Consider the following 19,654-nt stretch of genomic DNA (forward strand, 5'->3'; position numbering starts at 1 on the left):
CGACGATGACGATCGTAGATGCTTTCAAGTCCTCGTTCATAATATCGCTTCTTAGTACGTCTGGCAGTTTCGGGGTGTATGCAGAGGTCTTTGGCAATATCTATCGTGGATTTGCCTATGCTGTACTGGTGTAAGATCAGCAGTCGTAGGCGGGCTCTGGGATTGCTCTCAGTTTTTGAGTATTTGCCAAAGTCGTGATCGTCTAGGGTATTTGTTAGTTTGGTCATAATTGAATTATACTATATATTTTGGGTTTGGTATAAAACAGAATTATCAAAGCTGTCAAAATCTAGTCCCTCTACTCGGCTTACCTGATAGTATGGTGCTGGCAAGCTACCTTGTTGCTCGTCAATATAATTAAGATAAAGTTTAGAGCCTTCTAATAGATAGTCATCTTCCATGCGGTACGCATCACCTGCATAGCCACTTTCATCAGCAAGATCAAGAAGATCATCATCTGAATAACTGGCATCTGAATAGCTATCATCCTCATATTCGGTTGCAGCATCTTGTTTTAAGGCTTCAACGGTCTGTTTTACCTCTTTTATTGCTTGTCTATATTCTGACGTATTATAAGCTTCTAATGGTAATTCATCACTTTCTTGTTCTAAGTCATCTTGATTGGAAGTTAGTAACCCATTGATACCAAAAGGCTTTATACCCTGTAAAGACCCTTCTAAAAAGGTAATAAAGGCATTTTGCGAGTTAGCATCCACACTATCAGGTTGGAAAAATGGGGTTTCGTGCATGCGAGTCTCAGAGATAGCAACGTAATTATTGCTTAAATGATGGTTAATAGCATCAAGTAAAATGGCTTTTGCCTGTTCATCACTACTCGCAGTTGCCGTAAATAACTGCTGATAACTGTTCACCTGTTGTGTCAGTTGTTGTCTATAACTTAAATCAGCAGAAATGGGCTTATCATTAAAATTTGTGGGTTGCGTCAAGTGTGTTGGCATAGTGCCTGTCGATTGACAACCCATAATGGACGCTAAAGAAGCGGTTAAACATAAAGCTTTAAAGGCTTGTTGTGAAAAAGGCGCTACTGATAAAAAAAAGGTATGCATGATAATTTAACTGCTCCGTGCGTCAAGACCGATATGCGCTTTGATAATTTTAGCTACTAGATAAAGGGTTTTATTGTTCAATTCTTTATTGGTCAACTCTTTTATTGCTCAATAAGGATTGGACAAATCCCAGATTGTTGAATAAAATCAAAGCAATGCGCTTAGTTGGTCAAATTAGTTGATTGTATTAAGGCATTGGACTTTGTAGTCACATAAATAACGCAATGTAAGAAAGATTTAGGTAATACTATCACAATAAATCGCTACACTCGGTTACAAAATTCATTTTTAATTACTTTTTTTTAACCTACACTGCATTTTAATACTAGGGCGTGTCTTCATTAGACAAATGAACATAACTTTGAACTGCCCAAGCCTAGCCGCTATTTATTGCTTATATTTTACCAACATCTTATATTTTACCAACGTCATAAAAAGGACTTAACATGACTTATTACTTTGGCTTTAAACCTACCGAAAAACTAAAACATATGATTAATGAGGCTGAGCAAAAAATCAGCTCAAACAGTAGCGAACCATACTATCCGCTTCGTAATGACATCTCACATCAAATAGCTCATGAAATTATAAGCAATCTTTTAGTGAACCTTATTAGCGTCATCCCTGATGAAGAACGCAAAGCAAAAATGAAGGGCATTGTCAGCAAAATTGAAAGTGCTGCTGATACCATGCTGAACATTTTACTAGGAAAAGATAAAAACAAAGATGTCTTACCAAATTTTGAATATCTTAAAAACGAAACTGTTTTTGATGACAACGATGGTGAGATGCGTATTGGCTTTGTACTAGACGACGCTGTGGCACAAACCATTCATACTGGGCTTGACTCTGTCACTGAGGATTCAGTAGATCATGATAAATTACGGCATGCGCTGTTTGCAATGAACCATGCTGTGGTCGATCATTTCATCACCCGATTTTCAGAAACTCTACCCTTGGGTATGTTCAAACGAAATGCGATACCTGTTGCTAAGGCTGGTATTAACAAAGCTTTAGAAATGGCAATTAATAAGTTATTACCACAATTACCACAGGAGTCGTTACAACGTCTGGTTGCTTTTTATCGTCCATTTGTTGTAGAAAAGGCATAAACGCTTGCAAATAGACAATTAGAAAATTGTCACTACATCAAATCAGAAATATGCTAGAGGTTGTGTGTCACTTATTTAAATAGGTTAAGTGGGTATTTTTCAAACCCCACTCTCAACTTAAATAATCTGATATAGATTGAACTTATAGCCTAGCTAAACGTGCTTCTTGTTGATTAAAATACTGGGCTAAAACCACAGCCTCTACCAAGAATTGTGAGTGAAGTTATTTGCTAACTACCATTTAACTGGCTGCCTAAAAGTAGTCATATAAAGCGTCAGTCAATCAAACCTTAAACTTGGGGTATTCTGCTGTTAATCGTAACTGGATTAGCTCAATGCCAAAAATCCTGTTAAAATAACGGCTTTTACTTTTACCTCTGGTGCAAATATGAGCCAAATCAGCAATCAAGAAATTGAAAAAACATTACGTAATTCAGAATGTTTAATCAGCAGCATTGAAGTCGCTGCTGCCTATGAGCGTCTTGCTGCCCAACTAAACCTGCATTATGCAGGCTTAAATCCTATCGTCATGGTCGTTATGAATGGCGGCTTAATCCCAGCAGGTCAACTGTTAACTCACCTCACTTTCTATCATCGCATGCATTATATTCATGCTACTCGTTATCGTGATAACGAAGGCACCAATGATTTGATGTGGGCATTCAAACCTGATGTGAGTATTGAGAATGAGCATGTCTTATTAATTGATGATATTTTTGATGAAGGCATCACCTTAAAAGCCATTGTCGAGGAATTAAAAAAAGAAAATCCAGCTTCTATCAACTGCTGTGTACTATTGAATAAAGAACATGATCGCAAGGTTGATAGCTTTAATGTTGACTTTGTTGGTCTAAATGTTGCAGATAGATATGTCTATGGTTGTGGTATGGATTTTCATGGTTATTTGCGCCATTTACCAGGTATTTATGCCATTAAAGAAGAGAAGTAGTCTCAAGTAGTTTCTGACTGCAACAGAATAAAGATAAAGCAACAGATTAGACTTAAAAAAGGCAGCTGACATGGCAATATACAATGTCGCCATATCAGGTGCTTTTTTTTGCGTTTTAATACAAACCGTTTTCATATAAACCATTTTAATATAAACAATCTGACCTTAGCTAAACTGTAACCCTAACCCAGTGTTACGCTCAGTTGCAGTTTGTACCGCTTTTTCAAAAGCAGGTTTTGCGCTATAAATACTTACCCGTTTTTTTGCTCGAGTCACTGCGGTATAAATAAGCTCTTTGCTTAACAGCCTAGCGTGGCTATTATCTAAAGTAATTGCAACATGATCAAACTCCGAGCCTTGCGACTTGTGAATGGTCATCGCATAAGCTGTGGTAATCAGCGCCTCATTGAGTAAGTTTACCGCTATGCCTTGCGTCTTATTTTCAAAAAAAACCTCCAATCTGCCCTTCTCTCCTGCGGTCAGCAAACAAATACCAATATCACCATTAAACAATCCAAGCTCATAATTATTCTGTAATACCATGATAGGGCGACCATGATACCAAGCATCTTGTCTTATCGGTAGCTTGAGCATATTGGTGTGCCACAATGTGAGATAATTGTTAATATAATTATCTCCCCACTCACCATGATGCCCTGCACTAAGCACTCTAAATTGATTAAATACGTTGATCAATTCAGTTAACTGTTGTTTAACAACACTGGTATCAGGCATAGATGTTGCGATTGGTTTATTTAATAACTTTTGTGTTTCTGTAATAAAATTTTGATAATAAGTGCATATTTTTTCAAGTTTGTTTTTTTTGCTTAGGCTATTTGTTGTATCTTGGCTATCCTTATCTTTTCTGTTTGTGTCAAAGTTATAACCAGTATTTTCAAAATGTAATGCGTCATCATGTTCAATTAACTGCCACATTGCATTTAAATCTACTTGTTCTTGATTGATTTGGGTTGCCAGCTTCCCGATACCTGAATCAGCTCCAAAACGGCGACTTTCGGTGAGCTTCGCATGAATCGGCTGTAACCTTGGAATACGGCACAGGTCAGCCAACACAGCCCCTGCATCCACAGCTGCCAACTGATTGGCATCACCTAATAAAATAAGACGAGCGCCCGGCTTGACCGCACTCACCAAGTAATTGGCAAGCTCCACCCCCAGCATAGAAGCCTCATCGACAATAATCACATCCTCACCTAACGGATTATCAGCGTTATAACGTGGCTTACCAGTGCGCCCTATCCCTAACAAGCGGTGGATGGTCTTTGCTTCTTGTAGCTGCATCTCAACGTCAGCGGCATCAAGCGCTGCTTGCAGTGACTCTTGCATGCGCTGAGCTGCCTTACCTGTCGGTGCCGCCAAAGCCAAACTCGCACTATCAGTACTAAATTTAATACCCCCTGCCGCACCATCTGTATTTTCAGGATTAAAACATATCGTGTCTTGTGCTTGCTGTAACGCCATGACCAGTTGCGCCACGGTATAGGTCTTACCGGTGCCAGGGCCGCCAGTAATAATACTAAAAGCGTTATTATTGGCCACTTCAATGGCATTGACTTGTTGAGTATTTAGATTATCGGGCAGCTGAATATCTAGTGGCTCTACTCGATTGTTCAAAATTTGCTTAATCTTACTGGCTAAGTTGTACTCTGCCTGCCAAGTTCGGTGTAGCCATAAGGTGACGATTGTTTTTTGTTGGTTATTTTGGTGTAAATTTTGAGTTTGAAAGATAATAGGATTTTGTTTTAATTTACTTAGGCTATTTTGTTGTTGAGTATCAATGATAAGCTTAGAGAATAGGTCGTGTTGCTCAAGTTTCTGACACAGTGCAGATAATGTCAAAGTCTTTAGTTGAGTATAAAAAGCAATCGCCAACTGTAACTGCTCGTTTAACTGCGTTTTTATTGCACTATTGACAGAAGCCTGTCGCCATAAATGTTCTTTTTTGCTCAATAATAGAGAGATAAGTTTAAAAGTTGATAGTTGCTGATTATTTTTTAAGCTATTTGCTTGATTCGTACTATCTATATGGCTTGAGCAATGATCCTGATATAGCCTATCCATCTCCTCAAAATCAGTAGGATTGATAAAGTCAATTAAAGGTGCTGTTAAAAAATCCAGTACAGTCAACTGCCAAGAATAAAGTGAAACAAGTTGATACTCTACCTGAGGGATCTTAGCTGTTGTCTTTTTATTTAAATTTACTGATTTTATAGAGGTCAGATCTATTGATGACTGCTCAGTGGTCATGATATGGCTAATGACAGGAGCGCTTATTGGTATTTCATCATCCGTTTGGGTTAATGTTAAAACCGTATGCCCCTCATCTAATTGCTTAGCTAATAAAATAAAAAATACCTGAAACAATATAGCCATATTATATTGCTTATTCCCTTGCTGGCTTTCCCTATCATCTTGTTGACAGTCATCAGCAACAAGCGCTTTGCTACCTAGTTTAGGTTGGCTATAAGCGCTTTTAGTTTGTTGGCGTCGTTGTAGAATATAGTTGCTAACTCGTAGCGCCCAACTTTGTTGTGAGTCAAAACTATTGTTATTATTTGTGTGCATATGACTTTGTTTCATTATAAAAAATCTCTTGATTTTTAAGTTTTAAATATGATTGGGTAGTATAGTTGTAGTCAGATAAATGAGTTACAAGGCAACCGAGTGCAAGTACTACTTACTACTTACTACTTACTACTTACTACTGAAGTAGGCTAAACGAGATTAACGCTGTAACTCTTTTATATCGTTGTGACTATATATTAAGGACACGCCCTAAGTATAATGTTATAAATCTGAGAAAAACCTGTCTTACTCTGGCCTACCAAATAAGTCATCTAACGCTTTAATAAAATCTAATGGAATATCCCAAGTTACCAACCCATAACGATCACTATCTGATAGCTTACTAATGTCTAGCGAGTTACCACTGCCTAACGAATTGCTGCTATATGCTGACTTAGCAGTGGCAAGCTTGGCTGGATGTACACCACGCAAAAACATATATTCTACTGGTGCTAAGTAGCGATGCTCATTACCTTGGTAGTCAGCAATGCGTAACGATAAAAAACGATGCAATGCCACTTGATATATTGCTGCTTGCAACCAATATCCTGCTTTACTCATGGCTTGTTTTAAGGTTTGATGGCTATAACTGCTTAGGCTATTTCCTAAAAAATTACTCTTATAATCGACAACGTGATACCTGCCAGCTTGCTCATATACCAAGTCAATTTCACCACGCAAATAACGATATATATGACGTTGTTGTTGCGGTAGCAAATGGATGTGCTTGTCTTTTTCTGGTACATATTGCTCAAATAACTGATTGATTGCCTCCGCTTTAAACTGCTCTGATACTCCCATATTAAAGCCAAGCTCAGCAAATTGGCGACTGGGCTCAATATTTATTAGTGCTTGATTTGATGCTAACAAAGGCGTATGCAGCACCTCCTCTATCCAATGGATTAAGGCATGGTGCTGACTGTCATCGATATCAAGCTCTAGCGCTGTTGCTTGCCATCTCTGTCCATTGCTTGCACTGATCTTCTCGTTTAAAATTCTTAACTGCTGCTCACGACTGGCATAGACAGTTGGCAACTGATAGCGTCTTACTGCCTGATCTATAACTTGTGGCCATTGTGCTTTATTGTTAAACTCTATTTTTTCATATATTTCATGCAAAAATGTTCCAGCATTTGCGCCTTTAACAAAACTAAAGCGAATGTCATCTTCTGCTTTTATACTGTCTTGTATATCAGCTTGTGCGCCAATGTTTGCAACTCTAATACTAATATCATCAGCTATATCAATAGTGTCATCAATGCGCTCATCGGCCACTACCAGCGTTTGAACAGAATCATCTAGCTGACGTGCCAGCGCGGTAAAGCTGGTTTTAGCCCAACCTTGGAAATATGTCTCTTTCATGACCTTATTAAAGGCATCATATTTGATGGGTTCTTTTTTAACAGCAGTAGACTTAGTCTGAGTTACACCAGTCTCTAGCTTTGCATAATGGCTGTCGTAAAACTCTGTTATCTGAGTGCTTGGTAAATGACCGACGATGCCTTTTAATCGCTCTGGCAATAGATACTCTTTTTGGTCAGAATCAAACCAAAAGACAACCGGTTTACGCTCTTTCTCCCGTCTGTCTTTTGGATCTTTTAACACAATATATAACTGCTCACTGGCACGGGTAAAGGCGACATAGCCCAGTCTCTTACGTTCATCGAAGGCTTCTTTAGTTTCAAGATTAATATAATACTCTTTATCATCCGCTGTACCTTGCACTACGGAGAAGTGGCGCTGAGTGACTGTCTTATTAGTAATATTGTTAGAGTTGTTAACTTGAGTACTATCCTGTTCAACATTGTACAAATATAAACCGTAATCCTCTCGATTACCTGACTTACGACTGGCCGCATCCATGCCCAATACATAGACAATGGGAAACTCTAAACCTTTGGACTTATGAATGGTCATCAGCTGCACTCCAGACTCAGTGGGCAGCGGATACTGCTTGGCCCACTCGCTGTTTGGGGCATCGTCGATATTCTGTCTAAACCATGCCAATAATTCAAACTCACCCATTCCCATCCCATATTGGGCAAGGACGTCCATCACATGACGCAAGTCCATGATATGACGGTCACCGTCTTTGTACATTGCCAGCGTTTGCCACACACCTTGAGGCTGAACCGGACTAGACTCAAACAAATAATGTAAAGCCGATAAAATACCAAATCGTTGCCAACGGTCAGCGCCTTCTTTCAAGTAGGTAATAAAATCTTGATAGCTTTTTTTGCTGTCGCTCTGTTGACTCTGCTTATAACCCTCTGCTTCAGCCACACCAGTTTCATGGTCTAGCATCATCGCTTTGGCCTGTTTGACACTTAGCCCATATAAGTGACTGGTTAACACCCGGTTAACCATGTCTTGTTTGTATGGTTGTAGCATTGCACTCAGCACCGCGGCCACATCTTCTGCAATGATGGTTTCAAAGATACTGACATCGCTGGTAGTGAGTGTCGGCACATTAAGCTTGACCAACTGATCTTCGACTTGTTTTAAGTCTTTTTTGGCACGAGCAAGTACCCCAATATCACTGGGCTGGATTGGCTTACCGTCTAAGGTCTGACCACTGCGTAGGATTGCTGCAATATGTCGTGCTGTTGTCTCATACTCATCGTATTTTGCTTCGGTATTGTAAGGCAGGTTAATCACGCTTACTGCTTTATTTGGCAATACATTTTGATAGATATCAGTGTCACCATTTACATTGACATCTGTTGATTGGGGGTTTGAATGGATTTTGGACTGAAGCCATGACAGCTTCGCATCCTGATTGGCCGCTTTAATATGTTGATAATAAATATTGTCGCCCAGTCCTGCCAATCTATTTTGCTTATTAGACGCTCGTGTCGGCATACTAAACCAATGGTTAAGCGCATTAATCACGCCAGCATTAGAGCGACGATTCACATCAAGCGTCCAAATATGCTTATCGTCAAACTGGCGCTTCATAAAGTTGTAGTTGGACACATCACCACCACGGAACCCATAAATCGCCTGCTTGGGGTCACCAACTAATAGCAAAAACTCATGATTAGAACGCTGTTTATTGTTAGTGTTTTTTGGCAAATAGATGTTTTGAATCATCATTGCCTGTTCACCGTTAATATCTTGTGATTCATCAATAAGTGCCACAGGATAATGATGACGGATATAACGTGCCAGCTTATCACCTTGCTTGCCACTTAACGCTTGATTAAGCCTTACCATCTGTAAACTAAATGTCGTCTGTGAACGCTCTTCTAGAATAATTGGCAGTCTTTCACGCACCGCCAGTACGATATGGCGATTTAAATTGGCGAGTATGTCCGTTGTATACGACTCTAAGCCATTGGACATATCAATAACATCCATAAGCTTGCTAATGGTCGTCAATCCAAAAAACACCTGATGCTCTTTTTCTCGCTTAGAGTTAAAGTTTTTAATCTTGCCATCTTCTTGAGGGTAACGTGCAGCCTCTATCGCTTCGATTATTTTTTTGGCATCTTCACTTAGATAGCTCTCAAAGCTTATGCCTCTTTTTGAGATAACTCTGTGAACCTCAGTAATATGCTCAAATCGTTTATGAAGATTAGATCCACCATTAAATCCTTGAGATTTTCTATAATCAGGGTTCAGATAAGGCTCAATATCGGTTAAATCTAACTGAGAAAAGTCGTTGAGTAATTGTTCATATTTATCAAAACTAAATTCACTGACTGGCACTTCATCAATGGGTGCTGAGATAAAGTTAAGTGATACTCTAACATGCCCGCGGTGGTCATTGATATCAGTCAGCTTACCTTGCTGATCAATTAAGTTATATAGCTTAGGCTGCTCATGGTACAAACGGCTTTGAAACTGGCGCAGTTCATCATGGATGATGCTGTCCGTCACCTGCTCGATAGTATGATCTTCAATAATGGCCATACCCATCTGATGACCGGTTTCACTACTGTATTCTGTCAGCCATTTTTGAGCTAGGCTATCCAGCGTACCGACAAACAGCTTATCAAGCGTTGTCAATACCAAAGCGGTGCGTCGAATCGCTTCAGATATCTGATAAGTATGAACATGGTCTAATAGATACTGTACCAAGTGCAAATTAATTGGATCACCAACCAGCTTATCGTAATGTGCATAACTGGCTTGCTCGACTAGCCAGTCCTTACGTTTTTTTCTCAATTGTTGCCGCTTCTCATCACTGAGTTTTTGTTCATACTCAATGTCTTGATTTAACAACCCTGCATCAAATGTATCTTCTGCTTGTTGAGAGTCCTCATCTTTTGATTGTTTCTTAGACTCATTATGTGACTCTGGCTCAATAACCAGTTGTTTGGGATATAAGATCTCTTTATTATCTGGATTACTACTCAATACATTCAGCCACTGCAAGAGTTGATAAAACTCAACCAAGCGATCATGAATTCGCTGACGCATTTCAGCGGCAGCAGCACGGGTAAAGGTCGTAGCGATAATATGCTCAGGTGAACGGCGTGCTTCTATCAGCAAACGCAACACAATACCGGTCAGCGTCCAAGTCTTACCCGTACCCGCAGAGGCTTCAATCAAGTGCTTGCCGGCTAGATCAACTTCAATAGCAGGGATAATTTCAGTTATCACCTGCTCTTGAGTATCCACATTTGACGGCTCTTCTATTGGTTGATGTTGCCCATGTGTGAGCTGCTCATCCATTACGCTATTGGTCATATTATCTGCTGTCATATCACTATACGCTTATTATTGTCTTTATCAGGTTTTCGGAGTCTGTTGAACGATTCAGTCTTAGTCAGTTACTCGCCAGCTATTAACTGATTCGCTATTTAAGCTTAATGAGTGACTCATACATCGGCTCATACAGTGGCTTTGCCAGATTTATCAGGCCAGTGGTAAGCGCTTTATACTTATCATCATCTCTAAGCACATATTGCCAAATTGGATGCAGCACGCAGTTGTCAAACACCATATCCGTATGATAACCAGGCACAAACCAAGAGGAATAATCGGAACGACTTGGCCAATAGGGTTTTCCTTCTTGCTGCGCTTTAACTTTAGAGACATACTCCAAGGCATAATCTGGCAATAAGGTGATCGGCACTTGACCCACAAGATTGCCAAATACAGCCCATTTAATCAGCTCAATCGCGGCTTGCTTGTATTCAATTGGCTTAAGCTTGAACGCAACAACATCCTTATAACTAGATACCTGATCACGGGACTTGTTATAACGCCATAAGCTAACCCCATCTTGAAGCGCTACCTGCTCTGGCGTTGTACGTCTGGCCACTTGCCAATACAAATGCGACAGCCAAAACTTCAACAGATGCTGCGGACTGGCGGAGCTTGATAAAATATTAAGCCAATATCTAGGAGACTGCTCAGCATAAGGCTTAGAGGCTGTCTTTGCCTCTGTCTTTGTCTCTGTTTCTAAATCAGTATCAGTATCGGTATTTGCATTAGAATGACTAGCATGACCGACAGGCACTTTACCTTTCATCTTTATCGACTTAGGCAATAACGACAACCAATTCTCTTTATTGTCGCTCTCATCAACATCGTGGCTCTCAGCATTGTCGCCTTCAATGTCCGAAAATAACTGCTTAATATCCAGTCGTACTGGCACTTCTTTGGTTGCAGTTAACAAAAACGGATGATCTATTGACTGAATGAGATCCATTAGTGGCTGTGCGTCTGATTCATTTTTAATCAGTTGATCTTTAAACTCTTCACATTTTTGTAGTAGTTTTTGCTGTTGATTAGACAGTGTGGTTTGGCGAGCCACGCCAGCCGGCATTATCTTTTGATAGATAAGATGCTCATCATCATTATCCACATCAAACTCATCAGCACTCGCCTTACTATCCATTGCCAGTTTATTAATCAAATGATCGTTTATCTGATAGGTGGATAAGCTGTTTAAAAATAACGGTTCTTGACTGGCAATCGACGCTTCACCTTGCACAATATGAACTTGCTGAGCACGCAAAAACGCTTTCGCTGGATGACGCACTTGATAGACCAGCACCTCATCAATATCAACTTCCTCGATATCAAATACGGCTTGTTTTAACGCCGTTTTGGCTTCAGCATCATCTCTATACTCCAGATTAAGCATAGTAATGAGTGACTGAATGCTTTTGTCATCAATACTGCCCAGTTTACCCAGTTCATTTTCGACCAGCTGGACAGATGAGTTGCCTTGAGACTGAGGTGCTAAAATGGTTGCAATCGTCTTATATTGCTCAGGCGTTGGCAACTCAACTCGACTAACATAAGGCTGATTGTCACGTACCTTAAGCGTATTAAACACGCTTTGCCACAGTGGTGCTGGCGGGAACTGTCGCTGTTGAGCCAGCTTGGTCTGACGCATTGCCTGATTTAACTGTGCTTCCAATTCTAAATTACGAGAATCGTTGGCATCACTGTCTACGTCAATGCTTGCAAGTTCCTTGTCGTTAACCGACTCATGCATATCGTTAGCGCTTATTTGATCTAATTCCTCCGTGGTCTCAAACAAGCTTTTATCAAAAGGTAAAGCTGGATGCTCAGTGACCAGCCATTGCTTAATCAAATGAGGAAGTTGTCGCTTCACACTTTGCGCTTCTGCATTTAACTCATCTGGCATGTCCTGTAATGAACTTAGTTGCCACTGCACTTCCCCTTGCAAAAACTGCAACAGCTCACTAACTGGATTTGCTGGCAAATGCTCGTGGATATCGGTCAAGCTTTGACCATTATAAAAAATCCAACAGGCACTGCGCGCACACAGTAGCGCATCCAAAAAAGCTCCATTATCATCATCTTCACTGTCTCTATCACCTCGGCGAGAAATAGTAGCCTTCATCAAGTCATAACGATTGTCTTTATCCCGTGCAGGAAACTCAGATAAATTCATATTGAGCATAACCACCAGCTCAAAAGGCACATTGCGTAACGCCCCAAAGCGACCAAAGGTAATCACACCAGTAGGCTCAGCACTCACTTGCTGGCTTTCTAGCTCAGCTTCGATACTGTCTAACATAAAGCTCAGCTTTAATGGCAACCGCTCAATGTTATTAAAGCCATTTTCTTTTTGACCTGCCTGCTCGCTCTCTGCTGTATAATAGTGGTGATAATGACGATTGGCGCGCAAACTCGACTTAAAGCCATTCATTGCATTATAAATCGCTCGCATACTACGTGTCTGATCAATATCTGCAAAATAGCGATGAATAACTTTCGTTTCAATCTGTTGTAGCCACACCTCTGCGGTATGACTTGCTAAATAATCATAACGATGGTTTACCAGCCCACTGTGTATCTGACACAGCGCCTCAATAATTGGGGCATCATTTAAACTCACCTGAGATACAGGCAAGCTTTTTTCTGCTACGGCTGTGGTCGGCCAATCCAAATCTGCAATTGGATACAAACAATCGGTCAACCCAGCTTCAGGCATCACCAGACCCAATACCAATCTATCCAGAGCTTGCGCAAAACTAAAGCGATAATCAAAGTCATTGGCATCTAAACTAGGCTTTAAATGCGCCTCATCAAACCCACGAATGAAACCAGCTTCGATCAAGAGATCACAACCTCGACTCATCTGCTCATGAGTCAGGCCAAAGTTTTCATATAAAGGTGGTAGCATTAACCAATCAAACACCTCAGCGGCTTCAAAACGAGCACTATCACTACCCAGTAATTTATAAAAACCTATCACCGCCTCCCACAACTGGCGAATTTCGGCATCTACCACACCTGTCACCTTAGCAGGTAGATACAACTCATCTTGACCCTTACCATTCATAAAAATAGAGCTAATTAACGCATAATGACGCTCAACATCGGGTAATAGCACCACAATATCAGAGACATGGCGCGGTTTAGCGCCTTTAGGTAGAGGCTCGTTAAGCCAGCGTCCTATCATAATTCGCAGCACTTCAAGCTGCCGCTGCAAGCTATGACAAGAGTGGATACTTAGACTATTATCTTGTGAAGATATCGGCCAAGGACGTTCTTTGTGATAGTGCTTATTCCCAAGCACCTCGTCAGAATAATAATCTACTTCTGGTGTAGCCAAAGTTGACCCATCGTATTGCTCACTTTCAACCAACTGCTCGCCCAGCTCTTTTGATACTGTCGCTGCTGCTGCTTGCTGTGTTGACTGCTCATCCAGCATTAACACATCTTGTTGTAATTGTTGCAATAGAGTCAATGGGCGTTGATACACTTCATTGTCATTCTGCACTGCAACATCAATACCAGACCTACCAAGATCTGTACCATCAAAACTGTGGTCAAAGTCATCACGCCAAATTACCTGTGCCTGCTGGTAATCCTCACCCCCTGATAAAGTAGCAAGCATCGCAAATGTATCACGTGACTGCTTACCAAGACGTGATAATAAGCTGTGCCCATAGTCACGTAGAAACACGCTATCTGGATTAATAATACGCTGACGCTCAAGCCATGACTTATCAACAATATCTGCCCAAAATAGCTTTGAGGGGTTATAGTGAAGCAAAGTAATGTCCATAAATTCAGACAAACGCTGTAAAAAGGTAAGCTCCGCTTGTGGCAACTGCTGAATGGTAAAAATTCTTAACACCTTCGGCAGCGCTGCCACTTCTTGCGCGTGATTGCTGCTTAATGCTTGCCAAAAGTTATTTTCTAGCGCCACACGATATAAATGCACTTCAGCGAATAAATGCAACCACAAATGTCGCTGCGCCGCTTCCAACTCGACATAATGCGCCACCAGCCAATCAGGGGTCGCACGCGCATACTTATCAAAGCGTAGAGATAAATTATCTTTTTCTAATATTAACTGCTCAACATCAAGCTTTTTATTATTTGACCACAGTTGCAACCAATCCTCCCTATGCGTCAAATAACGGTTAAACACTCGTGCCAGATCACTGGCCAACTGCCAAAGTCGAGCATCTTTTTGCGCTGAATCACTACTGGCATCCGCCTGCTCCTGATCTTGCAATGATTCCATAAGCGAAATTAGTAACGGGTATAACGGATGCGCCTCATCGGTAAGGATATGCGCTTGATAGTGATTAAGATATCCAAATATACGCCACTGCATCACTGTTGGTGACAGCACCGCTACCTCAGGCACGTTAAGAGTTGTTGCCTGTGGATCTTGCTCAAGTCGATGCGCATTATGGCGGGTTAAAACCGCCTGCATCAGCTTCCACTGATACTCACCCCAAAATTTGGTTTGTACTAAGGTGCTAATACCTGCCTGACTGGCAATACTCTTATCAAGCCAATCACCGAGTACCTTGGAAGGCACAATGACGATAAAAGGCTCAAAAATCGGCTGATCTTTGGATTGATATTCTTTTAGAAGGTGCGTGACAAGTTTTTCGGTGCGATTGGACTGGATAATTTTAAACATAGGGCAATCTTATGGTGAATACAAAATGAAAGCAGACCCTAAGCATACCTGATTTTTATAAATGAAAAAACAACGGTGCTAAATGACACGTCAGATATTGTCGCAAAAAATCTATTGAGGTTTTTTAGTTGATGTTTTTAATAGCCAATATTAATAGCCTATATTAAAAGTTTATACACTTCATCAGGACATTTAAAATGGCTAATTTTAAAAACCTTAGTAGAGACACCATACAAGCTGTGCTAAAATTAGCATTAATATTCCCAACCAGCGCTTATAGCTCAACAGGACAGAGCAGTCGCCTCCTAAGCGATCGATCGGGGTTCGAGTCCCTGTAAGCGCGCCAATCCATATAATTAATAATTACTAGGCGTGTCTTCATTTTGAAAATGATGATAAAAATAAGATAAATCGCAGTCAGACTAGGAAAATAACGCAGATAATATCATCATATCAGCCCATTAGTTGACAAGGCATGACAAGACTTAGCTATTTTTAGCCCATTTAAAATTTTTAGCCCTTTTAAATGTTATTGCACGAATTGAAGACACGCCCTTGTTACCACTCATTACCTCAATCCCTCTAAAACCCTGATAACAACACAGCCACGACAACTATCCCAACTTAGGATCACCCTTATGCTGACATCAAAATCCATCTTAAAGCCACTCATTGCTTTGCTCACCTTATCCTTTTTTTCCCTATCTTCTGCCCACGCCTCAATAGACGAGCAATTAGAGTTAGTAGATTCTAGCTTTGCTTCAGTTGATTTTTATCCGTTAAGCAACCCTGACCTAGAGGGTCTGCTTGGTGAATATGAGGAGGAGGCTCAGTCATTAATGTTAACCAAAGGCGAAAGTTACTCGTTGGTTGCTGTCTGTGATGACAAGTGCTTTGATTTGGACTTATATGTCTTCGATAAAGATGGTTCAGTTATCGGTTATGATGATGACGATACCAGCATTGCGATTGTCGATTTCACAGCAGACTATACTGGCACTTATGACGCTGAAGTAACTATGTATGATTGTTATCAGCAAAAATGTAATTATGCCGTTAAAAGCTATGTTTTTAAGCAGTAACCGCTTTTCGCGCGCCTCAGACATCCTCACATATGTGAGGATGTTCTTAAGCCGAGGGTGTTATAAACACTATCTGCGTTGGCTTAAATCCACCAGCATGTCATAGATGATATTTGAAAATTTATTGTGCGCATTTTTATTAGAAAATAGATGCATCATCATTTTTTGATGCGTCTCTTTACTATCAATCATGGCATCATCAATAGCTATCGGGAAATCGCCCAGCATCGCTTGATCCTTTGTATTATTACGCACTTGAGTCATTACTATCTCGTTTTCTGCCATTTTATCTCGGATGGTTTCAGCATAGTTAACAATATCATTGTCGGTAAACCCTTCCCCTGCAAAGATATCATTGAGCTGTCTGATAATCTCCGACAGATAGTCTTCCTTTTTATCCTTTGGTGCTGCTGTACCCAGTCCGCTGGTAGGATCTAATTGATAGTCTTCAGCATGCTCTTGTAGTTTTAAATCCTGCTGTTTGAGCTTAGAGACACGGTAATGGGTCATCTCTATATTACTCAGGTCAATCTCATCTTCAGGATTAAAATCCTCACGTAGCAGTGGTAATAAATGACGAGCATATAGACTTAGCTTCTCTAAATCACGGTCATCATAGTCGACAATCTGCGACATAAATTCATAAAAACGTGCAAAACTGCCCAAGTCTTTTTTGAACAATAGCAGCGCATCTTTTTGCTTTTTTGCCTCGCTATAATCGCTATCTGCATTGCCAATCAACACTGCATCCTGAGTTGCCTTGGTACGTGTCAATATTGCTTTACAACGCTGTACCTCCTCACTGGCTCTTTGATACTGATGACGCCAACGCTCTACCGCAGGTTTACAGATATTACTGATAGCAGCGTTACTTTTATTTTTGCTATAAAATGCATCAGCAAAATTCACAACTTCATTCCAGCGTATCACATCACTAGCACGTATCTTTTCTAACAAGTCAAATACCTTGTCTGGATCACTGACGTCAGCAAGCTCGGCAGTTTCATAATACGGCTGGAAAGCCGCTAAGATATCTTCAGGGTCGTTAAAGAAGTCGAGCACGAATGTACCCGTTTCTTTTTTGCCAGGGTAAATACGATTCAGTCGTGATAATGTCTGCACGCAGTCGACACCTGCCAGCTTCTTATCGACGTACATAGCGCATAGCTTAGGTTGGTCAAAGCCTGTCTGAAACTTATTGGCAACTAACATCACTTGATAGTCGTCAGAGTCAAAGGCTTTACGCATATCACGACCTTGTAGGTCTGGATTCATATTCAATTCAGTAAAGCTTTCGCCCAATAAGCCACTGCTGTCTGGATCAGATTCACTAAACTCGACCTCACCTGAGAAGGCCACCATAGCGTTGATGTTTTTGTAGCCTTGCTCTGCCACATACTTATCGAATGCAAGCTTATAGCGCACGGCCTCTTTACGAGAGCCAGTCACCACCATGGCTTTGGCTTGCCCGCCTAGCAAATCTTTAATATTCTTATTAAAGTGCTCAATAATTATTTTCACCTTTTGCGAGATATTATAATCATACAAGCGCACCCAGTTATTAAGCTTAATCTTGGCACGCTTGGCATCGACTTCATGGTCTTTAGCCAGTTTTTGATTGAGCTGATAGGCCACTTTGTAGCTGGTATAGTTTTTGAGCACATCTAAAATAAAGCCTTCCTCTATCGCTTGGCGCATAGAGTACACATGATACGCTTCAGGCTTGTTGTCTTTTGAGGCAGGCAAGTTTGGATTGGGCAAACGTCCAAACAGCTCTAAGGTTTTAGATTTTGGCGTAGCAGTAAAGGCATAGTAGCTTAGGTTATCACTACCACGGCGAGCAGTAATGGTCGCATCAAGCATATCTTCAGCAGATAGCCCTTTATCCACATACTCCTCAAAGTTATCTCTGAGCTCATCACTGGCTGCTGGACTGGCAATAAGCACTTCTTTTAGCTTACGAGCAGTCGTACCCGACTGAGATGAATGTGCTTCATCAGCGATAATGGCATAGCGTCTTTCTTTGAGTACGCTAGAGTCTTCAATGGCTTTAAGCACATAAGGGAAGGTTTGAATAGTAACGATAATAATCGGCTGTGAGTTTAATAAGGCGTCAGCCAGCTTCTCAGACTTAGATCCCTCACCCTCTTTGCGATTAATACGCCCGACTACCCCATCGGCATGTTCAAACTGATAAATGGTGTCTTGTAATTGGTCATCGAGTACGGTTCTATCGGTCACCACAATTACCGAATCAAACAGTTTAGCCCCTGCGTCATTATATAGGGTGGATAGTTGATGCGCTGTCCAAGCAATCGAGTTAGATTTGCCCGAGCCTGCACTGTGCTGAATCAGGTAGCGATTTTGCACCTTATCATTTAAGTTCGGATTGTCTTGCTTCGCTTGCCTGACTTGATCCAGCTTAACGGCATCTTCAATCAAGTTAGTCACCACATCCCATTGGTGATAGCGTGGGAAAATCATGGTTTCTTTTTTGGTTCTGCGTCCTAGTGCATCCTCAACCTCTTCTATCTGAAGGTGCATAAAGCGACCTAAGATATTCAGCAGATTGTCGGTACTTAATACCTCATTCCATAAATAATCGGTAGCATAGCGGTTGGGGTCGCTAGGTATGTCATTCCCTGCACCGCCATCACCAGTCCCTTTGTTAAAGGGTAGGAAGAAGGTATCATCACCTGCCAGCTTAGTGGTCATAAACACATCATATTGACTGACCGCAAAATGAACCAAAGCACCACGCTTAAAGCTAAGTAGTGGTTCAGGCTTACCGCTTACAGGATCAATAGGCAGCCTATCTCGTTTATATTGTAATTTGGCGTTTTCAACGGCTTGCTTAAACTCAGATTTAAGCTCCATGGTCACCACTGGCAGACCGTTAACGAACAACACCAGATCAAGACGATGACGCTTAGCTGACTTAGACTTCGCACCAGTCACTGCATCAGCATCTTTAGGGCTTAGATGGGCGCTATACACCACTTCAGGTACCACACGGCAGATATTGGCTTCATAACGAGCCAGTACCTCAGGATTTAGGCTGTGTTCTGGCTTAAACTGACATAAGCGAAAGCGGGTATTACGAATCTTCAATCCATGACGCAGCACACCCAATGTGCCGTAAGTGCGTGAGGCTCTATCAGTGGCCTGCTCACTGGCCTTACCTAACTGCTTAACCAGCTGATTGATAAACTCACCTTCTGGATCTTGCGGAAACAGACGGCAAAACTTCTCCCATTCATCCGCTTGCGTGCGCTGTACATAATTAAGCGCATCACGCTCATACAAAGCGGTTTCACGTTGATAGCCAGTGGCAATACCTTGCACCCAGCCATTCGCCACCATCTCATTGATGATGTCGTTTTGAAAGGTTGATTCCCTTGTGATATCCGTCATGGTTTGTCCGTTTGATTGTTTTGTTTATCGAAAATGCGTTAAATCGTGTTTTCAAGTGACAGTATATT

General features: G+C 41.1%; 9 protein-coding genes and 1 tRNA gene. 4 read left to right on the plus strand and 6 right to left on the minus strand.

Annotated elements, in window-relative coordinates:
• The coding region (locus H140_RS15500) for a helix-turn-helix domain-containing protein (RefSeq protein WP_156819115.1) at positions 1-227 on the minus strand (227 nt) is incomplete at its 3' end.
• Between the two features lie 12 nt (positions 228-239).
• Positions 240-1,067 (minus strand): hypothetical protein, encoded by an 828-nt coding sequence (locus H140_RS0107025; protein WP_019672955.1) that lies wholly within the window; start codon positions 1,065-1,067, stop codon positions 240-242.
• A 446-nt stretch (positions 1,068-1,513) separates the two neighbouring features.
• Between H140_RS0107025 and H140_RS0107030 the strand changes: the two genes are divergently transcribed.
• Together H140_RS0107030 and H140_RS0107035 are read left to right on the plus strand one after the other, a co-directional pair.
• The gene (locus H140_RS0107030; RefSeq protein ID WP_019672956.1) at positions 1,514-2,179 is read left to right on the plus strand and encodes a hypothetical protein; all 666 of its coding nucleotides are present in this window, start codon (positions 1,514-1,516) and stop codon (positions 2,177-2,179) included.
• 388 nt (positions 2,180-2,567) lie between these two features.
• A complete protein-coding gene (locus H140_RS0107035; RefSeq protein ID WP_019672957.1) occupies positions 2,568-3,128 on the plus strand; it encodes a hypoxanthine-guanine phosphoribosyltransferase in 561 nt (186 codons plus the stop codon).
• A gap of 165 nt (positions 3,129-3,293) precedes the next feature.
• Here H140_RS0107035 and recD read toward each other — a convergent pair whose 3' ends face one another.
• From recD to H140_RS0107050, 3 genes are all read right to left on the minus strand, one after another.
• Complete coding sequence (gene recD, locus H140_RS0107040; protein ID WP_019672958.1) at positions 3,294-5,729, minus strand: exodeoxyribonuclease V subunit alpha; 2,436 nt, start codon at positions 5,727-5,729, stop codon at positions 3,294-3,296.
• Positions 5,730-5,960: 231 nt separating this feature from the next.
• On the minus strand, positions 5,961-10,424 hold the full coding sequence (locus H140_RS0107045) for a UvrD-helicase domain-containing protein (RefSeq protein ID WP_019672959.1): 4,464 nt from the start codon (positions 10,422-10,424) through the stop codon (positions 5,961-5,963).
• A gap of 94 nt (positions 10,425-10,518) precedes the next feature.
• Positions 10,519-15,090, minus strand: a complete 4,572-nt coding sequence (locus H140_RS0107050) for an exodeoxyribonuclease V subunit gamma (protein WP_019672960.1) — start codon at positions 15,088-15,090, stop codon at positions 10,519-10,521.
• 270 nt (positions 15,091-15,360) lie between these two features.
• Here H140_RS0107050 and H140_RS0107055 point away from each other — a divergent pair.
• Both H140_RS0107055 and H140_RS15155 read left to right on the plus strand, forming a co-directional pair.
• A tRNA-Arg gene (locus tag H140_RS0107055) sits at positions 15,361-15,436 on the plus strand.
• Positions 15,437-15,728: 292 nt separating this feature from the next.
• Positions 15,729-16,172, plus strand: coding sequence for a hypothetical protein (locus H140_RS15155; protein WP_019672961.1), 444 nt, complete (start codon positions 15,729-15,731; stop codon positions 16,170-16,172).
• Between the two features lie 69 nt (positions 16,173-16,241).
• On the opposite strand, the gene H140_RS0107065 is transcribed toward H140_RS15155, so the two are convergent.
• Positions 16,242-19,586 carry a type I restriction endonuclease subunit R gene (locus tag H140_RS0107065; RefSeq protein WP_019672962.1) on the minus strand — a complete coding sequence of 1,115 codons (3,345 nt, stop codon included), beginning with the start codon at positions 19,584-19,586 and terminating at the stop codon, positions 16,242-16,244.
• Between the last annotated feature and the right edge of the window lie 68 nt (positions 19,587-19,654).

It is taken from the genome of Psychrobacter lutiphocae DSM 21542 (genome assembly GCF_000382145.1).
Lineage (GTDB): Bacteria > Pseudomonadota > Gammaproteobacteria > Pseudomonadales > Moraxellaceae > Psychrobacter > Psychrobacter lutiphocae.

What these genes read in the sequence shown, in the direction of transcription:
- H140_RS0107050 (WP_019672960.1), bottom strand. Translation starts at nt 15,090, where the DNA reads ATGTTTAAAATTATCCAGTCCAATCGCACCGAAAAACTTGTCACGCAC.
- H140_RS0107025 (WP_019672955.1), bottom strand. Translation starts at nt 1,067, where the DNA reads ATGCATACCTTTTTTTTATCAGTAGCGCCTTTTTCACAACAAGCCTTT.
- H140_RS0107045 (WP_019672959.1), bottom strand. Translation starts at nt 10,424, where the DNA reads ATGACAGCAGATAATATGACCAATAGCGTAATGGATGAGCAGCTCACA.
- recD (WP_019672958.1), bottom strand. Translation starts at nt 5,729, where the DNA reads ATGAAACAAAGTCATATGCACACAAATAATAACAATAGTTTTGACTCA.
- H140_RS0107030 (WP_019672956.1), top strand. Translation starts at nt 1,514, where the DNA reads ATGACTTATTACTTTGGCTTTAAACCTACCGAAAAACTAAAACATATG.
- H140_RS0107065 (WP_019672962.1), bottom strand. Translation starts at nt 19,586, where the DNA reads ATGACGGATATCACAAGGGAATCAACCTTTCAAAACGACATCATCAAT.
- H140_RS15155 (WP_019672961.1), top strand. Translation starts at nt 15,729, where the DNA reads ATGCTGACATCAAAATCCATCTTAAAGCCACTCATTGCTTTGCTCACC.
- H140_RS0107035 (WP_019672957.1), top strand. Translation starts at nt 2,568, where the DNA reads ATGAGCCAAATCAGCAATCAAGAAATTGAAAAAACATTACGTAATTCA.